We start from the raw sequence: 17,287 nt of genomic DNA, 5'->3' as shown, positions 1-17,287 counted from the left end.
GGCTCAGGGCAGCTCGGCCGCCGGCATGCGCGCCATGATGGTCGCGGCCCGGCCGCTGACGTAGGGCGAGCCCGGCCGGCGCTCGAAGAACTTGGGGCTGGGCAGCATCACCGCGAGCCGCGCCGCCTCGTTGGCGCTCAGGCGCGCGGCCGGCTTGTTGAAGTAATGCTGCGCGGCGGCCTCGGCGCCGAACACGCCTTCGCCCCATTCGACGTTGTTGAGGTAGATCTCGAGGATGCGGCGCTTGCCCAGCAGGAACTCGAGCGTGGTCGCAAGCATCAACTCCTGGCCCTTGCGCAGCAGCGTGCGCTCGCCCGACAGCAGCAGGTTCTTGGCCAGTTGCTGCGTGATGGTCGAGCCGCCGCGGATCTTGGCCGGCGCGGGTTCCTTGCCACGCGCGCGGGCCTGGGCGGCGCGGCGGGCCGCGATCTCCTCGGCCTTGGCATTGCGCTGGCGCGCCCGCTCGATGGCCTCCCATTCGACGCCGCCGTGGGAGATGAAATCGGCATCCTCGCTGGCGATCACCGCGCGCTTGAGGGTGTCGGCGATGCGGTCGTAGGGCACCCACTCCTGCTGCCAGGCGCGCGACGCGCCCTGCGTGGCGTTGTCGCGGCCCGCGGTCGCGATGCGCCAGGCTTCGGAGCGCTGGAAGGTGGTCGATTGCGGATCGATGGCGATCATCAACGCGATGCGGCCGATGAAGAACAGCTGCAGCGCCAGACCGGCGGCGGCGAGGCAGGCGATCAGGCGCAGCAGCGCGCGCACGGACTCAGCCCTCGAGCTGCGCGCGCAGCTCGGCCAGCACCTGGGCCGACGGCGGCCGCACGGCGCGCCAGATCGCGAAGGACTCGGCCGCCTGCTCGACCAGCATGCCCAGCCCGTCACGCGGCACCGCGCCGTGGGCGCGGGCCCAGTCCATGAAGCCCGCGGCTGCCGGCCCGTACATCATGTCGACGGCCAGTGCCCCCGGGCGCAGCACGCTGGCGGCCACCGGCACCGCGCCGCCCGACAGGCTCGAAGCGGTGGCGTTGACCACGATGTCGAAGTCGCCGGGCACCGTGTGCAGTTCGTGGGCCTCGAGCACCGCGCCATGCGACAGCGCGAGCACCGCGTGCCGTTGCACCAGCGCCACGGCCTTGGCCAGCGTGCGGTTGGCCAGCACGATGCGCTGCGCGCCGGCCTCGAGCAGCGGACCGATCACGCCGGCCGCCGCGCCGCCGGCACCGATCAGCAGCACCTCGCGGCCCGCGATCGCGACGTGCGCGTTGCGCTGGATGTCGTTCACCAGGCCCACGCCGTCGGTGTTGTCGCCGTGCACGCCATCGTCGCGAAAGCTCAGCGTGTTCACGGCCTGGGCCAATGCCGCGCGCGGGCTCACGTGCTGGGCGATGTCGCCTGCATCGAACTTGAAGGGCACGGTCACGTTGCAGCCGCGGGCCGTGCCCTCGGGGTCGGCGCGAAAGGCCGCGATGCCCCGGGCAAAGCCGTCGATCTCGATGTGGCGGCGGCCGTAGCTGAGGGCCTGGCCCGTGAGTTCGGCAAAGCGGGCGTGGATCCACGGCGAGCGGCTGTGCGCGACCGGGTTGCCCATGACGCAGTAGAGGTCCATGGTCTCAGGGTTGGCGCGCGGACAGCTGCGTTTCCAGCGTCTCGTCGCGGGTGAAGCGGAAGCGCGAAGGCAGCACGATCTGGTCGGCCTGGCGCCGCATCGCGTCGCTGAAGCGGCCGAAGTTGCCGACGCTGCGCACGATGGCCTGGGCCCGGCGGTCGAGCGCCAGGTTGCCCGAGGTCTGGACGATCTCGGTGCCGAGCACGCTGCCGTCGAAGTTGACGGTGACCAGCATCGTGAGTTCGCCGTAGAGCTTGCGGCCCGCGACTTCGGGAAAGTTCTCGGTGCCGCGTGATTCGATGCGCCGGCGCAGCGCATCGACGTACACGGCGTAGGCCTCCTCGCGCGTCGACGGGCTGATGTAGCGCTTCTTGGGGCGCGCGTTCTCCTCGTTCACGCGGCGTTCGATCTCGGCCAGCAGGTTGAGCAGCTGGCGGCGCTTCTGCTCCTGCGCCGCGGCGTCGTTCGGCTGGCCGGTCTGGCGCGGATCGGGGGCCGGCATGGCCGCGAGCTGCTGCTTGATCTGCGCCAGCAACAGCTGCTGCTGCGCCTGCATCGCCTCGACCTTGCGCTCGGCGTCTTCCATTGCGTCGCCGACGGCGGTGAAGGTCGAAGGGGGCAGGGGGCTGGTGGCGCGACCGCGCTCGAGGTCGCCACCGCCGGCCATCGATTTCTGCGCGATGGCCAGGGCCTTGTCGGGCCGCTCCTGCGTGGCGGCGTTGACCAGGATCACCTCGAGCGGCGTGTCGCGGAACACGCGGTTCATGGCCTCCGGGTCGATGAAGCGCACCGTGAGCAGCAGGGCATGGGCCACCACCGACAGGCCCAGCGCGATCTGCAGGGTGCTCAGGTCTTTCAGGTTCATCGGGCTTGCGTCGGTGGCGGTGGCGCTCAGCCCGGCGTGTTTTCCGTGCCGGCCTCGCTGTCGCTCAGGTCCACGGCGATGGCGATCGGACCGGCCACTTCCTCGTCGTCCTCACCTGCGCCGTCGTCCAGCGCGGCGTCATCGACCAGTGCGTCGAGGCGTTCGAGCACGGTGCCGTGCACGTCGAGCGCGATCTCGTCGATCTCGCCCAGCTTCACGCGCAGGTGGGCGCCGCGTTCCTGCTGGCCGGCCACCGGGAACACCAGCGGCAGCGTGTCGGCCCGCACCAGCGCGCCGTTGGGCAGGTCCTTGATCACCGTCGCGGTGAGCTCGGTGATGCCCTGCTGCGCCAGGTACTTGAGCGTCCAGAAGCGCTCCATGCCGCCCTGGTAGGCGTTGTAGGTGCTGTAGGCCGCATCGAAACCCGAGAGGATCGAGAACAGGTCGGCATCCTTGGGCTTGAAGGGTGCGGCCAGCGCGGCGGTCTTGCCGTGGCGCGCCGCGGCGATGATCTGCCACTGGTTCACCAGGTCGGTGTAGCGGCGCAGCGGCGAGGTGCTCCAGGCGTAGCTCTTCACGCCCAGGCCCGCATGCGGCAACGCGCGCGTGCCCATGCGCACCTTGATGCCGGGCGCCAGGCTGGCCTGGCTGCGGTAGAGGCCGGGCACGCCCAGCTCACCCAGCCAGCTGCCCCAGGTGCTGTTGGCCAGGATCATGGCCTCGGAGACGATCAGGTCGAGCGGCGCACCGCGCTGGCGGGTGCTGATCTGCACCTGCTCGCTGCCCTCGGGCTCGCCCTCGTTGCCGACCAGGCGGAAGTTGTAGTCCGGCCGGTTGAAGTTCTCCGGCTTGCCGCGTACCACCTCGCGCTGCGCTTTCAGCGTCTTGGCCAGGCGGAACAGGAACATCAGCGGGTCGCGCAGCGTCGTGACGATGGCGGGGGCGTCGGCGCCGGGCACCGAGGCGTCCTCGAGCCAGGCCTGGGTGATCACGCTGTCGAGCTGGTCGTGGCGCAGGTTGGCGACGATCGGCACGCGCTCGATCTTCGTCTCGGTGCCTTGCAGCTCGAGCGTGGCTTCGTCGTAGCGCGCATAGAGCGACACGGCCGGGCGGTCGCCGCCGTCGAGCAGCGTGTAGGTCTGCACCACCGCGTCGGGCAGCATGGTGATCTTGTGGCCCGGCATGTAGACGGTGGACATGCGCGCACGCGCCACCTGGTCGAGCGGCGTGCCGGGCGCGAAGGCCAAGCCGGGCGCCGCGATGTGCACGCCGACCGTGACGGTGCCCGTGCCCAGGCCCTGCACCGACAGCGCATCGTCGATCTCGGTGGTCTGCGAATCGTCGATCGAGAAGGCCTGCACGCCTTCGGCCAGCGGCAGGTCGTCGGCGATCGGCGGGGCCGCGAGCGCGGGGAAGGCCGTGCCCTTGGGGAAGTTCTCGAACAGGAAGCGCTTCCAGTGGAACTGGTAGGCCGAGTCGATGGCGCCCGCGCGCTCGAGCAGCTCGAGCGGCGCGCGCTGCGCGGTGCGCGAGGCCTCGACCACGGCCTTGTATTCGGGGGCGTTCTTGTCGGGCTTGAACAGGATCTTGTAGAGCTGCTCGCGCACCGGCGCCGGGCATTCGCCGGCCACCAGCTGGGTCGCCCACTCGGCGATCTGGGCCAGCACCTGCTTCTTCTTCTCGATCGCGGCCAGCGCCTGCTGGACGATCTCGGCCGGGGCCTTCTTGAAGCGGCCCTTGCCGGCGCGCCGGAAGTAGTGGGGCGCCTCGAACAGCGCGAACAGCGCGGCCGCCTGCTGGGCCTGCGTCGGGTTGGCCTGGAAATAGTCGGCCGCGAGGTCGGCAAAGCCGAATTCCCCCTCGGCCGCGAATTCCCACGCCAGGTCGAGGTCCATGGTGGCGGCCAGCGCGCGTGCCTCGACGATCAGCTCGGCCGGGGCCGGTTTCTCGAAACGCAGCACGATGTGGGCGCTCTTGACCTTGAGCCGCTTGCCGGTGTCGAGCTCGACCTGCGCCGACGCTTCGGCCTCCGACAAAACGCGGCCGCCGAGGTACTTTCCGGCTTCTTCGAACAATACAAACATGGGGCGGATTGTCCCACGGGCCTCGGCACCGACGCCGAGGCCGTCCTCAGCGCGGATCGACGAAGCGCATCACGTCGTCGAGGTGCTTCGCGGCGAAGTCCGACAGCGCATGGTCGCCGCCCTCGAGCAGCCGGATCCGGCTGCCCGGGTAGCGGGCCGACATCTCGCGCCAGTCGAGCACCTCGTCGCCCTTGGCGAGGATGGCGAACACCCGTTCCGGGCGCGACAGCTCGCCGACTTCGAGTGCCCTCAGTTCGTCGATGAATTCGGGGCGGAAGAAGAAATGCTGCTGCGGATCGTGCCAGGCCGTCTGCTCGCCGATGTACCGGGCCAGGTCGCGCGCCGGGTTGACGGCCGGGTTCAGCAGTGCCGCGCGGCAGCGCGTCATGGCCGCCACATAGGTCGCATAGAAGCCGCCGAGCGACGAGCCGATGACCGCCATCGATTCGCGCGGCCAGTCGGCGATGCCGCGCATCACCCCGTCCATGGCTTCGCGCGGCGACGGTGGCAACTGCGGGCACCACCACTGGATGTCGGGGCGATGCTGCCGCACGTGCTCGGCCACCAGCCGTGCCTTCATGGACTGCGGCGAAGAACGGAAACCGTGCAGGTAGAGCAGGTGGGTGGCGGGACGCTTTGGCATGCGAGGGAAGCTGTCGACGATCGCGATGGAACCAGGGTGGGCGGGTGTCGATTCTGCAAGAAGAAAGCCCCGCCGGGGCGGGGCTTTCGTGGTGCCGAAGGGGCTTACTGGATGCTGTAGAGCCCGATCTTGCTGCTGAGCTCGACCTGGCGCGCGCTGCGAGCCCAGAGGTCGAAGGTGTTCAGGCTGGCGCCCGGCCGGTACTCGCGGGCGTTGTTGAGGGTCACGCAGTGGGCATCCGTGGCTGCATAGGGCGAGCAGTTGAGGATCGTCGTGCGCGCGGTGTTGCGCACCGTCACCGAGTCTTCCCAGCGCGTGCCGTTGTTCCGGCCGTAGGCGGTGAACAGCGTGGGCGCCAGTGCACCGGTCGGCACCGCCCAGCCCGGGTTGTTGCCGTCGGCACTGAAGTCGATGAGGTTCGGCTCCTGCGGCGTGCTGGTGCCGAACACCAGCACGTTGTCCGTGTTGTTCACCGTCTCGGCGCGCAGTTCGTCGCGCAGGGCGGGCGTGATCGCGGCAAAGGCCAGCTGCCTGATCTCGTCGAGGGTCTGGGCCCGGGCGATGGTGCGCGCGCTCTGGGTGGTCGACGGCACGGTGTCACCGACGCGATAGAACTCGAGCTTCCACACGCTCTGGTCCTTCAGCGCGCGCAGTTCCGCATCGCCGAGGGCCGGGCTGACGAAGTTCAGGTTGCCTTCCTTGTCGGCCGGCGTGCCGGCCGTGGCCGGGTTGTCGAAGCGGCCTGCCAGGTAGATCACGCTGCCGCTGGCGTTGGCGGCGTTGCCGTTCGGCCGCGCCACCGTGAGGTACGAGAAGCCCGGCTGGGGCCGGTAGGTCTGCGGCGCACCGAAGGGCGGCGTGACCACCACCTTGTCGAGCACGGGCTGGAAGCTCTCGTCGAGCCGGTTCTCGATGTTGACGTTGTAGCCCGTCGCGCTGTAGCTGAAGTTGGGCGTGTTGATCATCTCGCGCTTCTCGGAGATCGCGCGCACCGACACGCGGTACGTGTTGCCGTTGCCGGTCAGCTTGAGCACGCCGTTCTCGGTGCGCAGCAGGAAGGTGTCGTTGTCGGTGTTGCCGAGGGTGTCGGTCCAGCGGTAGGTGATCACCACGTCGGTCGCGTTGCGGAAGAACTCGAAGTTGCCGCGGTCGTTGACCAGGCCGGTCGGCCCCGACCGGAACAGGCTTTCGAAGGCGCCGCGGCCGCTGGCGTTGCGGCCCACGCTGGCGCCGTTGGCCTGGTAGGTGGCCGGGTCGTCGCCGACGAACAGCGTGCGGCAGGCCGGGGCCACCAGGTCGGCGGCGGTGCCGGTGGCGTTCACGCCATCGTTCACGGCCGTGACGCGCTGGGCGAGTGGCAGGGCGTAGCAGGCGTTGAGGCGGGCCAGGAAGGAGGCGATCAGTGCCGGTGTCGGCGGCTGCACCAGCGTGCTGGCATCGACCGGTGCGAGCACCGGCGTGCCCGTGTCGGCGGTGCTGAAGCTGATCGACAGGGGCTCGGGGCTGCCGCTGGACGGCACGCTCTTGACCGTGATCTGGATGTTGGCGGCGGTGCCGTCGGGCTGCACGCTGACGGCGATCGAGTCCAGCAGGCGGTCCTGGCCGGTGCCGTCGGCGGCGAAGTCGCCGTTCATCAGGTCCAGGCCGCTCTGGCCGAGTGCATCGAACAGCGGCTTGAGCGCGGCGCTGAGTTCCGCCACCTGGGTCTGGATGGTGGCGGCCGTCACGGTGTCGGGGCGGGTCTGGATCGCACCGGCCAGGCTGGCCGGGTTGCCGTCGGGCGAGAGCTGCGAAACGATGATCGTGGTCAGGGGCGTGACGTTGACGATGCCGCCGGTGGCGCTGGCGGTGGTGCTGTAGAGGGTCAGGTCGTCGCGGCTGGCGCGGATCACCAGCGGGGCCTTGGTGCCCGCGGGCAGCTCGCAGGTGTAGGTGCCGTTCGCATCGGTGGTACGGGTGCAGACGACGGCGCCGGTCTGGTCGGTCACGGTCACCTCGGCGTTGCTGAAAGGCGCGCCGGTGGCGGCGACGCCGTGCAGCTGCGCCAGCGCCACCGGTTGCTCGGTGCCGCCTCCGCCGCCCGCGGAGCCACCTCCACCGGAGGCGCCATCGCCCCCGCCTCCGCCCCCGCAGGCGGCGAGGGTGAGCAGCAGGGCGGCGGCCCAGGCAATGGGGGCTCTGGAGGGGGTGGGGTTCTTCATCGGAGGTCCTTCCTTGGGGGATCGAGGGAGTAACGGCGGCGTTACACACCGGCGCCCGCGCAGTCTGAAGCGGTGCCCGCGCTCGCGCATCCCATGAATCGGTGAGTTCCAGCGGATTTCCCGCGCTTTCGCGGCTTATGCTCGGTGCCTATGCAAACCGAGGTCGATGCGTCGGACGTGGGGCGCCCGTTCAGCGTTCTGGTGGTGGAAGACGACGAAGGCACGCGCGCCTTCTTCGAGCGCAGCGTGCGCGCCAGCCCCCGGCTGCGCTGGCTGGCGGGGGTGGGCACGGTGCGCGAGGCGCTGGCCTGGCTGGCGACGACGACCGAGACCCCCGATGTGCTGCTGTCGGACCTGGGCCTGCCCGACGGCAGCGGGCTGGAGGTGATCCGTGCCGCGGTCGCGCGCTTCCCGCAATGCGAGCCGCTGGTGATCTCGGTGTTCGGGGACGAAGACAATGTGCTGGCCAGCATCGAGGCCGGTGCCGTCGGCTACCTGCACAAGGACGCCCCGCCCGAAGACATCGCCCAGACCATCCTGGAGATGAAGGCCGGCGCCTCGCCGATCTCGCCCATGATCGCGCGCCGCGTGCTGGCCAAGTACCGGAGCCTGCAGACCGAAGCCAGCGAGGCGGCCGACGCCGCGCGAGCCGCGTTGCCGGTCCCTGTCACGCCCGCATCGCCCTCGCTGCTGTCCGGGCGCGAGCAGGAGGTGCTGACGCTGATCGCGCGGGGTTTTTCGTACGCCGAGATCGCGCGCCTCAAGTCCCTGAGCGTGCACACCGTGCAGACGCACATCAAGAGCCTCTACGGCAAGCTGGCGGTGCACTCCAAGAACGAGGCGGTGTTCGAAGCCACGCGGCTGGGCCTGCTGCGCCATCCCGGCGGAGGTTGAGTCGCGGCTGCGCTCGCCGATCGCGCCGCCGCCCTGGCGGCCGCTAGAGAATCCGGTTGAACCAGAACAGCGACAGGCCGGCCGACAGGAAGGCCAGCAGCGCCGCGCCCAGTGCGAACAGCGCGGAGATCTCGGTTTCCTTCTTCTCTACCGTGAGGCGCGAACTCAGCGTGTCGTAGACCTTCTTCAGGTCGGCCGCCGTGCCCGCGTAGAAGTACTCGCCCTGGGTCTTGTTGGCGATGGCCTTGAGCGTCTCCTCGTCGAGCCGCACGCGCATCGACCAGCCTTCGAAGCCGATGGTCTCGCCGTCGACGGTGCCGATCCCCACGGTGTAGACGCGCACACCGCGGTCCGCCGCCACCTTGGCCGCCTCGAGCGGATCGACGCCGGTGGTGCGCTGGCCATCGGTCAGCATGATCACCGCGGCCGAGGTGTAGGAGCCGGGTGCCACCGGCACGAAGTCCTTGGGCGGCGCCTTGCCGGCCAGCTCGATCGGCACGCCGCGCTGCCGGCTCTGCGGGTCGAAGTTCGCGATGTCGATGCCTTCGTTGGGGAACAGCGTGGCGAGCGAGACCACGATGGCGTTGCCGGTCGCGGTGGCGCGCTGCAGCTGGAAGGCGTCGATGGCGGTCACGAGGTCGTCGCGGTTGGTGGTCGGCAGCTGCGCCACCTGCGCGCTGCCGGCGAAGGCCACGATGCCGACCTTCACGGTGCGCGGCAGGTCCTTGATGAAGCCCTTGGCCGCGTCCTGCGCGGCCACCAGCCGGTTGGGCTGCACGTCGGTGGCGCGCATGCTGCCCGACACGTCCATCGCCAGGATGATGGTCTGCTGGTTCGAAGGCAGCACCACCACCGCCATCGGCCGGGCCGCGGCGATCAGCATCGCGGCCATGGCCAGCAGGAACAGCAGCGGCGGAATGTGGCGGCGCACCGTCTGGCCCGCGCCCATGGCCTCGCGCACGATCGAGAGGCTGGCATAGCGCAGTGCCAGCTTCTTCTTGCGGCGCATCAGCCAGACATAGAGCAGCACCAGCAGCGGCAATGCCGCCAGCAGCCAGAGGAACTGGGGCCACAGGAAGCTCATGGGGTGCTCCGGGTTGGCAGGGGGGTCATGCGGTGGCTGCCTTCAGGGGTCGGGCCGCGTTGCCGGCGCGCACGCGGCGCTTGCGCAGGTCGGCAAAACGAAGGATGGCTTCGGCGAGGTCGTCGTCGGTCGACAGCTCGAGCGCATCGACGCCGGCCTTGGCCAGCGCCGCGCGCAGCGTGTCCTCGCGTTCGGCCGCGATGCGCGCGAAGCGTCGGCGAAAACCCGCGTCGTGCGTGTCGACCCAGAGCTGCTCGCCGGTCTCGGCATCGCGCAGCGGCACCAGGCCGAGGTCGGGCAGCGCGAGTTCGAGCGGGTCGAACAGGCGCACCGCGATGACCTCATGGCGCTGTGCGAGGCGCGCCAGCGGTTTCTCCCACCCCGGCTCGCTGAGGAAGTCGGACACCACGAACACGGTGGCGCGCCGCGGCATCAGCGTGGCCGCCGAATGCAGCAGGTCGGCCAGCCGCGTCATGCCCTGCGCCGCCGGGCCTTCGACCGCGCGGCGTTCCATCGAATGCAGCAGGTGCAGCACATGGCGGCGTCCGCTGCGCGGCGGGATCACGGCCTCGAGGTCGCTGCCGTAGACCAGGGCGCCCACGCGGTTGCCGTGCCGCGTGAGCAGGCGCGCCAGCACGCCCACGAAGCCGGCCGAGATCTCACGCTTGGCCCGCAGGCCCGAGCCGAAGTCGACCGAGCGGCTCAGGTCGAGCACGAACCAGGCGGCCATCTCGCGGTCTTCGGTGAACACCCGCACGTGGGGCGTCTGCAGCCGCGCCGTGACGTTCCAGTCGATGTGGCGCACGTCGTCGTGCAACTGGTACTCACGCAGGTCGGCCAGGTCCAGCCCGGTGCCGCGCATCAGCGTGCGGTAGTTGCCCTGCAGCAGGCCGTCGAGCCGGCGGATCACGGTCCATTCGAGCCGGCGCAGCAGGCGCTCGGCAGCGCCCGCGGCCGTCTCGGCGACGGCTGCGAGGTGCGCGTCGTTGGCTGCGCGCGCCCGCTTGCTAGGCCACCAGTTTTTCATGTCCATTCCAGAACACCGCAGAACCGGCCTTGCCGGGCTGCCCCCTCGAGGGACAGGAGGCTACACGCGCTGCAGCGCTTCGGGGGTGGGCCAGAGATACCGTGGAACCGGCTTTGCCGGGCCACTGGTATCGCCCCCTCGAGGGGGAGGCGGCTACACGAAGTGAGCTGCATCGGGGGTGGGTCATGTTCAGGCCACCAGTTTTTCATGTTCGAGCGGCTTCGGTGGCGCGGGGATGGCCCGCATGATCTTGTCGATCAGCCCGTCGGGCGTCAGGCCCTCCGACAGGCCTTCGTACGACAGCGTGACGCGATGGCGCAGCACGTCGGGCACCAGCGCCGTCATGTCCTCGGGCAGCGCGTAGCTGCGGCCGCGCAGCATCGCCAGTGCGCGCGCGCCCTCGGTGAGGTTGATGGTGGCGCGCGGGCTGGCGCCGAAGGTGATGAAGCGGCGCAGCTCCTTGAGGCCGTGCTTCTCCGGGTTGCGCGTGGCCGACACCAGCTTCACCGCGTACTGGATCAGCGAGGGGTCGACGTAGACGCGGCGCGCCTCGGCCTGCAATGCCGCGAGCTGCTCGGTGCTGGCCACGGCCACGGCCTCCACCGGCGGGCCGATCACGCGCTGCACGATCACGAACTCCTCCTCGTCCGTCGGGTAGTCGACCAGCACCTTCATCATGAAGCGGTCGACCTGGGCCTCGGGCAGCGGGTAGGTGCCCTCGGTCTCGATCGGGTTCTGCGTGGCCATCACGAGGAAGGGGCGTGGCACCTTGTGCGTCTCGCCCGCGATCGTGACCTGCCGTTCCTGCATCACCTCCAGCAGCGCACTCTGCACCTTGGCCGGCGCGCGGTTGATCTCGTCGGCCAGCAGCAGGTTGGTGAAGACCGGGCCCAGCGAGGTGCTGAACTCGCCGGTCTTTTGGTTGTAGATGCGCGTGCCCACCAGGTCGGCCGGCACCAGGTCGGGCGTGAACTGGATGCGCTTGAACTGGCCGCGCATGGTGTCGGCCAGCGTCTTGATGGTGAGCGTCTTGGCCAGTCCGGGCACGCCCTCGACCAGCAGGTGGCCGCCGGCGAGCATCGCCACCATGACGCGTTCGAGAAAGCGGTCCTGCCCGACCACGACGCGCTTGACCTGGTAGAGGATCTGCTCCATCAGCTCGGCGGTGGCGGGCGGATTCGACGGCGGCGTGGTCTCTGGGCTCATGCGACGGCTTTCGGGTTGAGGGTGAGGAGGACGGAGGGCGAGCGCGTCAGAACGGCGGCGAGCCGATCGCCGAGGCGGCGTTCTCGATCGGCACGGCAAAACCGATGCCGATGAAGGTGCGCTGCTGGGTCGGGTTGAGGATGGCGGTGACGATGCCGACCACCTGGCCTTCCATGTTCACCAGCGGGCCGCCCGAGTTGCCGGGGTTGGCGGCGGCATCGAACTGGATCAGGTTGCCCAGCTCCTGCTTGCCCTCGGGCGAGCGGAAGGAGCGATTGAGGCCCGACACCACGCCGGCCGACACCGAGGGGCCGATGCCGAAGGGGAAGCCGACCGCGACCACCTGGTCGCCCGACTGGAGGTTGGCGGTGGAGGCCAGGGTGGCGGGGATCAGGTCGTCGGGAATCTTGCGCGCCTGCAGCACGGCCAGGTCGTTCTCGGGCTGGACGCCGGTGATGGTGGCGAGCGCTTCCAGCCCGTCGGCAAAGGTCACCTTGATGGTCTGGGCCCCGGCCACCACGTGCAGGTTGGTGAGGATCACGCCCTTGTCGACGATCACCACGCCGGTGCCGATGCCGCGCTCGACCTCGCCGGGCGGCCCGTCGGCCTCGGGCGGCTTGCCGCGCGCGAGGTTGCGGCCGCGCTTTTCGGTCTTGGCTTCGGGCGAGGTGCGCTCGGGGCCGTAGCTCACCACGCGCACCACCGAAGGCTGGACAAGGGCCGCCGCCCGGGCCGCGGGCGACGGCAGCGTGGCGGTCTGCAGCGTGCGCAGCACCGCGGCGTCGATGTCCTTCTGGGTCAGCGTGTGGGCGGCCTGGCGGGGCCAGAGCGCGACACCGCCCGCGCCCAGCGCCAGGGTCAGCACCAGCAAGGCGCCGAAGGCACGCCGTCCGGGCTGCCATCGCACGGGGGGCGCCGTCGGCGTGGCGAGGGCGTCCGGTGCGTCGGCCACAGGCGCCTGGGCGTCCTTCGACGCCTGCGGCGAGCGGCTGTAGAGTGCAGTCCTGCGCATCGGCACCTCCGGCAAAGAGTGACCTGTGAAGGAAATCACGGTAGCACGCTTTGTGGCCCTTTGCATGCGTTCGGGCATCATGAAGCGATGGTCGCCTTCATCGATACACACTGTCACCTGGACGCCCCCGAATTCGGCGACGAGATGCCGACGGTCCGCGCCCGTGCCGCGGCGGCCGGCGTGGCACTGTGCGTCATTCCCGCGGTGGCGGCCTTCAACTTCGAAACCGTGCGTGCACTGGCGCATGTGCAGGGCGATGCCTATGCCCTGGGCATCCATCCCTTGTTCACCGGCAAGGCCGACGACACGGACCTCGCGACGCTCGATGCCGCGCTCCAGGACCATCTCTCGGACCCGCGGCTGGTGGCGCTGGGCGAGATCGGCCTCGACGGTTTCGTGCCCGGTCTGGATTGGGCAAGGCAGGAGCACTTCTTCCATGCACAGCTGCAGCTCGCACGCCGGCACGACCTGCCGGTGCTGATCCATGTGCGGCGTTCGGTCGACAAGGTGCTCAAGCAGCTGCGCCAGGTCGGCGCGGGCCGGCCCTGGCGCGGCATCGCCCATGCCTTCAACGGCAGTGCGCAGCAGGCGCAGGCCTGCCTCGACCTGGGGCTGAAGCTGGGCTTCGGCGGCACGCTGACCTTCGACCGCGCGCTGCAGGTGCGCCGGCTGGCCGCGACGCTGCCGCTCGAGGCGATCGTGATGGAGACCGATGCGCCCGACATCCAGCCGCACTGGCTCTACCGCACGCGCGAGGAGCGCGAGGCCGGTGCGCCACAAGGCCGCAACGAACCGGGCGAGCTGCCGCGCATCGCGCGGGAACTGGCCCAATTGCGTGGGATCTCGCTGGAAACACTGGCCGAGGCCACCACCCGCAATGCGTTGGAAGCGATGCCCCGTCTGCGCGCGCTGACAGCCGAGTCAGCCTCCGGTCAGCTTGGGCTGTAGGCGCGCGGCCTGATTTGTGTTTCGACCCTTACTCCTTGTGTTTTTGCTGTCATCCTGATCGCCATGTCGTCCGTTGTTCGATCAGTGCGGCCCAGTCCGTGACTACAACTCTTCAAGGAGAATCTTCATGACCTCGTCTTTCATCCGTACCGTCCCCGCCATCCTCGCACTGGGCATCGCGTCCATCGGTTTCTCCGCCATGGCGCAGCAGCCGGCACCGGCGACCACCACGATGGCACCGGCCGCCGCACCTGAGCCGACCGTGGTCGACAAGGCCAAGACCGGCACCAAGAAGGCCTACAAGGCCACCAAGCGCACCGCCAAGAAGGCCGGCCACGCGACCAGCAACGCCGCCAAGAAGACCGGCCACGCCGTCGCCGGCGTGGGCCACAAGGCTGCCGACGGCATGCGCAGCGCCGGCCACAAGATCGGCGAGAAGATCCCCGGCACCGCCGAGAATGCAGCCGCCAAGCCCTGATCGTCCGGGCGGCGACAGCCGCAACGGCCCCAGCGAAAACCCGCCTCGGCGGGTTTTTTCTCGTGGGCCCGCCGAAGGCCGGACGCTCGAAGGGCTGGCGCCGATCGTGTCGCCGGATGTGGTGCTGCTGGTGCTCGGCAGCTTCCCGGGTGCGCGCTCGCTGGCGGAGGGGCGCTACTATGCCCACCCGCAAAACCAATTCTGGAAGATCTTGCAAGCCCTCTGGCCCTCCAGCCCGCTGCCGCCCGGCACGGCTTTCTCCCAACGCGCCGACTGGCTGCTCGAACGCGGTCTCGGCGTCTGGGACGTCTACGGCACCTGTGCCCGCGAAGGCAGCCTCGACGCCTCGATCCGCGACGCGGTGCTCAACGATTTCGCCGGCCTCGAACTGCCGCGCCTGGCGGCGGTGGCGCACAACGGCGCCGAGAGCTTCCGGCATGCGCCCAAGGTGGTCGAGGCGCTGCGCGCCGGCGGCCATGGCGAACTGCCGGCCTACAAGCTGCCCTCGACCAGCCCGGCCCATGCCACCTGGTCCTTCGAGCGCAAGCGCGACGCCTGGCGCGAGGTGTTCGCGCAGCACGGGCTGGTGGCCTGATGGCGGCGCGCAAACCGGCCTTGCCCGAGGTCAACTTTTCCGATTGGGGCGACATCCGCTACCTGCACCTGGGCACCGAATGGGTCCAGGGCTCGATGAAGATCGATGCGCCCTTCGAGATCGAGCTCGAGTACGTGCAGCGCATGATGGCCTGGCTGCTGTTCGTCGAACCCTCGAGCGTGATGAGCCGCCATGCGATGCAGCTGGGCCTGGGCGCGGCCACGCTGACCAAGTTCAGCCGCAAGCAGCTGCGCATGCGCACCACCGCGATCGAACTCAACCCGCAGGTGCTCGCGGCCTGCCGCGGCTGGTTCAAGCTGCCGGCCGACGATGCCAAGCTCCGCGTGGTGCTGGCCGACGCCGGCCTCGAGATCCAGAAGCCCCAGTGGCACGGCACCGTCGATGCGCTGCAGGTCGACCTGTACGACCATGAGGCGGCGGCGCCGGTGCTCGACAGCGAAAGCTTCTATGCCGACTGCCGCGCGCTGCTCACGGAAGACGGCGCGATGACGGTCAATTTGTTCGGCCGCTCGTCGAGCTACGAGCGCAGCCTCGAGAAGATCGCCGCGGTCTTCGGTGCCGACGCGGTGTGGGCCTTCAAGCCCACGCGCGAGGGCAACACCGTGGTGCTGGCCCAGCGCACGCCGGCCCGGCCGGCGCGTGGCGTGCTTGCCGAGCGTGCGCAAACCATCCAGACTCGCTGGGGCCTGCCGGCCCCCAAGTGGCTGCGGGTCTTCAAAGCCATGTCATGAATGCCGTCTCGCCGCCCGTGCCCGCGCCTGCGCCTTCGCGCCACGAAGGTCCGCTCGACCTGCGGCTGCTGATCGGCTGGCTGGCCACCGACGGCGTGATCTCGCCGCACGAGGCGCAGCGCACCATCGCGCGCTGTGCGCAGGCCGAGAGCCGGCAGGCACCGCTGGTGCGCCTGGCCAATGTGGCGATGACGCGCGAGCGCGACGGCAAGCCGCTCGACCTCGAGATGCTCACCGAATGGCTGGCCGGCCGCGCCGGGCTCAGCTACCTGCGCATCGATCCGCTCAAGGTCGACGTGGGCAAGGTGGCCGACACCATGAGCGCGGCCTATGCCGAGCGCCACAAGGTGCTGCCGGTGCAGGTCACGCCCAGCGAGGTGGTGGTGGCCACGGCCGAGCCCTTCCTGGTCGACTGGGTGTCCGAGGTCGAGCGCCAGTCGCGCCGCTCGGTGCGCCGCGTGGTCGCCAACCCGACCGACATCCAGCGCTACACCGCCGAGTTCTTCGCGCTCGCCAAGTCGGTGCGCGCGGCGCAGAAGGCCGGCGGCAACGCGGGCGGCGCGAGCTTCGAGCAACTGGTCGAGCTGGGCAAGAGCAACAAGCAGCTCGATGCCAACGACCAGAGCGTGGTGCAGGTGGTCGACTGGCTCTGGCAGTACGCCTTCGACCAGCGCGCCAGCGACATCCATCTCGAGCCGCGGCGCGACCAGGGCGTGATCCGCTTCCGCATCGACGGCGTGCTGCACCCGGCCTACCAGATGCCGATGGGCGTGATGAACGCGATGGTCGCGCGCATCAAGCTGCTGGGCCGCATGGACGTGGTCGAGAAGCGCCGCCCGCTCGACGGCCGCATCAAGACCCGCAACATGCGCGGCGACGAGGTCGAGATGCGGCTGTCGACGCTGCCCACGGCCTTCGGCGAGAAGATGGTGATGCGCATCTTCGACCCCGACACCGCGGTCAAGGACCTCGATGCGCTGGGCTTCTCGCAGCACGATGCCAAGCGCTGGGAGCAACTGGTCACGCGGCCGCACGGCATCGTCCTCGTGACCGGGCCTACGGGTTCGGGCAAGACCACCACGCTGTACTCCACGCTCAAGCGCGTGGCGACCGAGCAGGTCAACGTGAGCACCATCGAGGACCCGATCGAGATGATCGAGCCTTCGTTCAACCAGACACAGGTGCAGCCGCAGCTCGACTTCGGCTTCACCGAGGGGCTGCGCGCGCTGATGCGCCAGGACCCGGACATCATCATGGTCGGCGAGATCCGCGACCTCGCCACCGCCGAGATGGCGGTGCAGTCGGCACTCACCGGCCACCTGGTGTTCAGCACGCTGCACACCAACGACGCGCCCAGTGCCATTACGCGGCTGATGGAGCTCGGCGTGCCCTCTTACCTGATCAACGCCGTGATGCTGGGCGTGCTTGCGCAGCGCCTGGTGCGCACGCTGTGCCCGCTGTGCAAGCAGCCCGACGAATCGGTCACGCGCGAGAAGCTCGCGGCCTTCGTTGCGCCCTGGCAGATCACCGGCTCTGTGCGCGCCTACAAGCCCGTGGGGTGCGTCGATTGCCGCATGACCGGTTACATGGGGCGCATGGGTTTGTACGAACTGCTGAGCCTCAGCGAGGACTTCAAGGCCCGCATCACCAAGGAGCCCAACCTCGCCGCCCTGCGCCGCCAGGCCGTGGCCGACGGCATGCGCCCGCTGCGCCTGGCCGGTGCGCTGCGCGTGGCCGAGGGCGTGACCACCATCGAGGAAGTGCTGAGCGCCACGCCGCCCCTCGAGTAGCGCGGTTCCGCGTGTCCCCTTCAAGGGACACCGCGGAACCGGCTTTGCCGGGCCGCAGCTGTCGCGCCCCGGAAGGAAGGCAAGCGACACGCAGTGCGC

General features: G+C 69.8%; 16 protein-coding genes. 6 read left to right on the top strand and 10 right to left on the bottom strand.

Features of this window, described 5'->3' with window-relative positions:
- Positions 1-3: 3 nt before the first annotated feature.
- The 6 genes from K0H49_RS06860 to K0H49_RS06835 all read right to left on the bottom strand — a co-directional run bounded on the left by K0H49_RS06860 (position 4) and on the right by K0H49_RS06835 (position 7,402).
- The gene (locus K0H49_RS06860) at positions 4-765 is read right to left on the bottom strand and encodes a transglycosylase domain-containing protein (RefSeq protein ID WP_219210575.1); all 762 of its coding nucleotides are present in this window, start codon (positions 763-765) and stop codon (positions 4-6) included.
- Positions 766-769: 4 nt separating this feature from the next.
- A complete protein-coding gene (gene aroE / locus K0H49_RS06855; RefSeq protein WP_219210574.1) occupies positions 770-1,609 on the bottom strand; it encodes a shikimate dehydrogenase in 840 nt (279 codons plus the stop codon).
- A gap of 4 nt (positions 1,610-1,613) precedes the next feature.
- Entirely contained in the window at positions 1,614-2,474 is an 861-nt protein-coding gene (locus tag K0H49_RS06850) for an energy transducer TonB (RefSeq protein WP_219210572.1), read from the bottom strand.
- Positions 2,475-2,500: 26 nt separating this feature from the next.
- A complete protein-coding gene (locus tag K0H49_RS06845; RefSeq protein WP_219210571.1) occupies positions 2,501-4,558 on the bottom strand; it encodes a ribonuclease catalytic domain-containing protein in 2,058 nt (685 codons plus the stop codon).
- A gap of 46 nt (positions 4,559-4,604) precedes the next feature.
- Entirely contained in the window at positions 4,605-5,201 is a 597-nt protein-coding gene (locus tag K0H49_RS06840; protein WP_219210569.1) for a YqiA/YcfP family alpha/beta fold hydrolase, read from the bottom strand.
- Between the two features lie 104 nt (positions 5,202-5,305).
- A complete protein-coding gene (locus tag K0H49_RS06835) occupies positions 5,306-7,402 on the bottom strand; it encodes an MSCRAMM family protein (protein WP_219210567.1) in 2,097 nt (698 codons plus the stop codon).
- A gap of 150 nt (positions 7,403-7,552) precedes the next feature.
- Between K0H49_RS06835 and K0H49_RS06830 the strand changes: the two genes are divergently transcribed.
- Entirely contained in the window at positions 7,553-8,296 is a 744-nt protein-coding gene (locus K0H49_RS06830; RefSeq protein ID WP_219210566.1) for a response regulator, read from the top strand.
- Positions 8,297-8,339: 43 nt separating this feature from the next.
- On the opposite strand, the gene K0H49_RS06825 is transcribed toward K0H49_RS06830, so the two are convergent.
- The 4 genes from K0H49_RS06825 to K0H49_RS06810 form a co-directional block, all read right to left on the bottom strand.
- Positions 8,340-9,380: a VWA domain-containing protein gene (locus tag K0H49_RS06825; protein ID WP_219210563.1), complete on the bottom strand. Its 1,041-nt coding sequence runs from the start codon at positions 9,378-9,380 to the stop codon at positions 8,340-8,342.
- 25 nt (positions 9,381-9,405) lie between these two features.
- Positions 9,406-10,407, bottom strand: a complete 1,002-nt coding sequence (locus K0H49_RS06820; RefSeq protein WP_219210561.1) for a DUF58 domain-containing protein — start codon at positions 10,405-10,407, stop codon at positions 9,406-9,408.
- Positions 10,408-10,596: 189 nt separating this feature from the next.
- The gene (locus K0H49_RS06815) at positions 10,597-11,613 is read right to left on the bottom strand and encodes an AAA family ATPase (protein ID WP_219210560.1); all 1,017 of its coding nucleotides are present in this window, start codon (positions 11,611-11,613) and stop codon (positions 10,597-10,599) included.
- Positions 11,614-11,659: 46 nt separating this feature from the next.
- Positions 11,660-12,625, bottom strand: a complete 966-nt coding sequence (locus K0H49_RS06810) for a S1C family serine protease (protein WP_219210558.1) — start codon at positions 12,623-12,625, stop codon at positions 11,660-11,662.
- An 87-nt stretch (positions 12,626-12,712) separates the two neighbouring features.
- Between K0H49_RS06810 and K0H49_RS06805 the strand changes: the two genes are divergently transcribed.
- The 5 genes from K0H49_RS06805 to K0H49_RS06785 all read left to right on the top strand — a co-directional run bounded on the left by K0H49_RS06805 (position 12,713) and on the right by K0H49_RS06785 (position 17,188).
- On the top strand, positions 12,713-13,573 hold the full coding sequence (locus K0H49_RS06805) for a TatD family hydrolase (protein WP_219210556.1): 861 nt from the start codon (positions 12,713-12,715) through the stop codon (positions 13,571-13,573).
- Between the two features lie 127 nt (positions 13,574-13,700).
- On the top strand, positions 13,701-14,051 hold the full coding sequence (locus tag K0H49_RS06800) for a hypothetical protein (RefSeq protein ID WP_183024619.1): 351 nt from the start codon (positions 13,701-13,703) through the stop codon (positions 14,049-14,051).
- A gap of 106 nt (positions 14,052-14,157) precedes the next feature.
- Positions 14,158-14,646, top strand: a complete 489-nt coding sequence (locus K0H49_RS06795) for a DNA-deoxyinosine glycosylase (protein WP_374122311.1) — start codon at positions 14,158-14,160, stop codon at positions 14,644-14,646.
- Positions 14,646-15,398: a spermidine synthase gene (locus tag K0H49_RS06790; RefSeq protein WP_219210552.1), complete on the top strand. Its 753-nt coding sequence runs from the start codon at positions 14,646-14,648 to the stop codon at positions 15,396-15,398. The genes K0H49_RS06795 and K0H49_RS06790 overlap by 1 nt, the downstream gene beginning before the upstream one ends.
- Positions 15,395-17,188, top strand: a complete 1,794-nt coding sequence (locus K0H49_RS06785; protein ID WP_219210549.1) for a GspE/PulE family protein — start codon at positions 15,395-15,397, stop codon at positions 17,186-17,188. The genes K0H49_RS06790 and K0H49_RS06785 overlap by 4 nt, the downstream gene beginning before the upstream one ends.
- Positions 17,189-17,287 lie beyond the last annotated feature (99 nt).

Source organism: Variovorax boronicumulans, assembly GCF_019352895.1.
Classification (GTDB): Bacteria; Pseudomonadota; Gammaproteobacteria; order Burkholderiales; family Burkholderiaceae_C; genus Variovorax; species Variovorax boronicumulans_A.
This window is presented reverse-complemented; position numbering and strand designations above follow the sequence as displayed.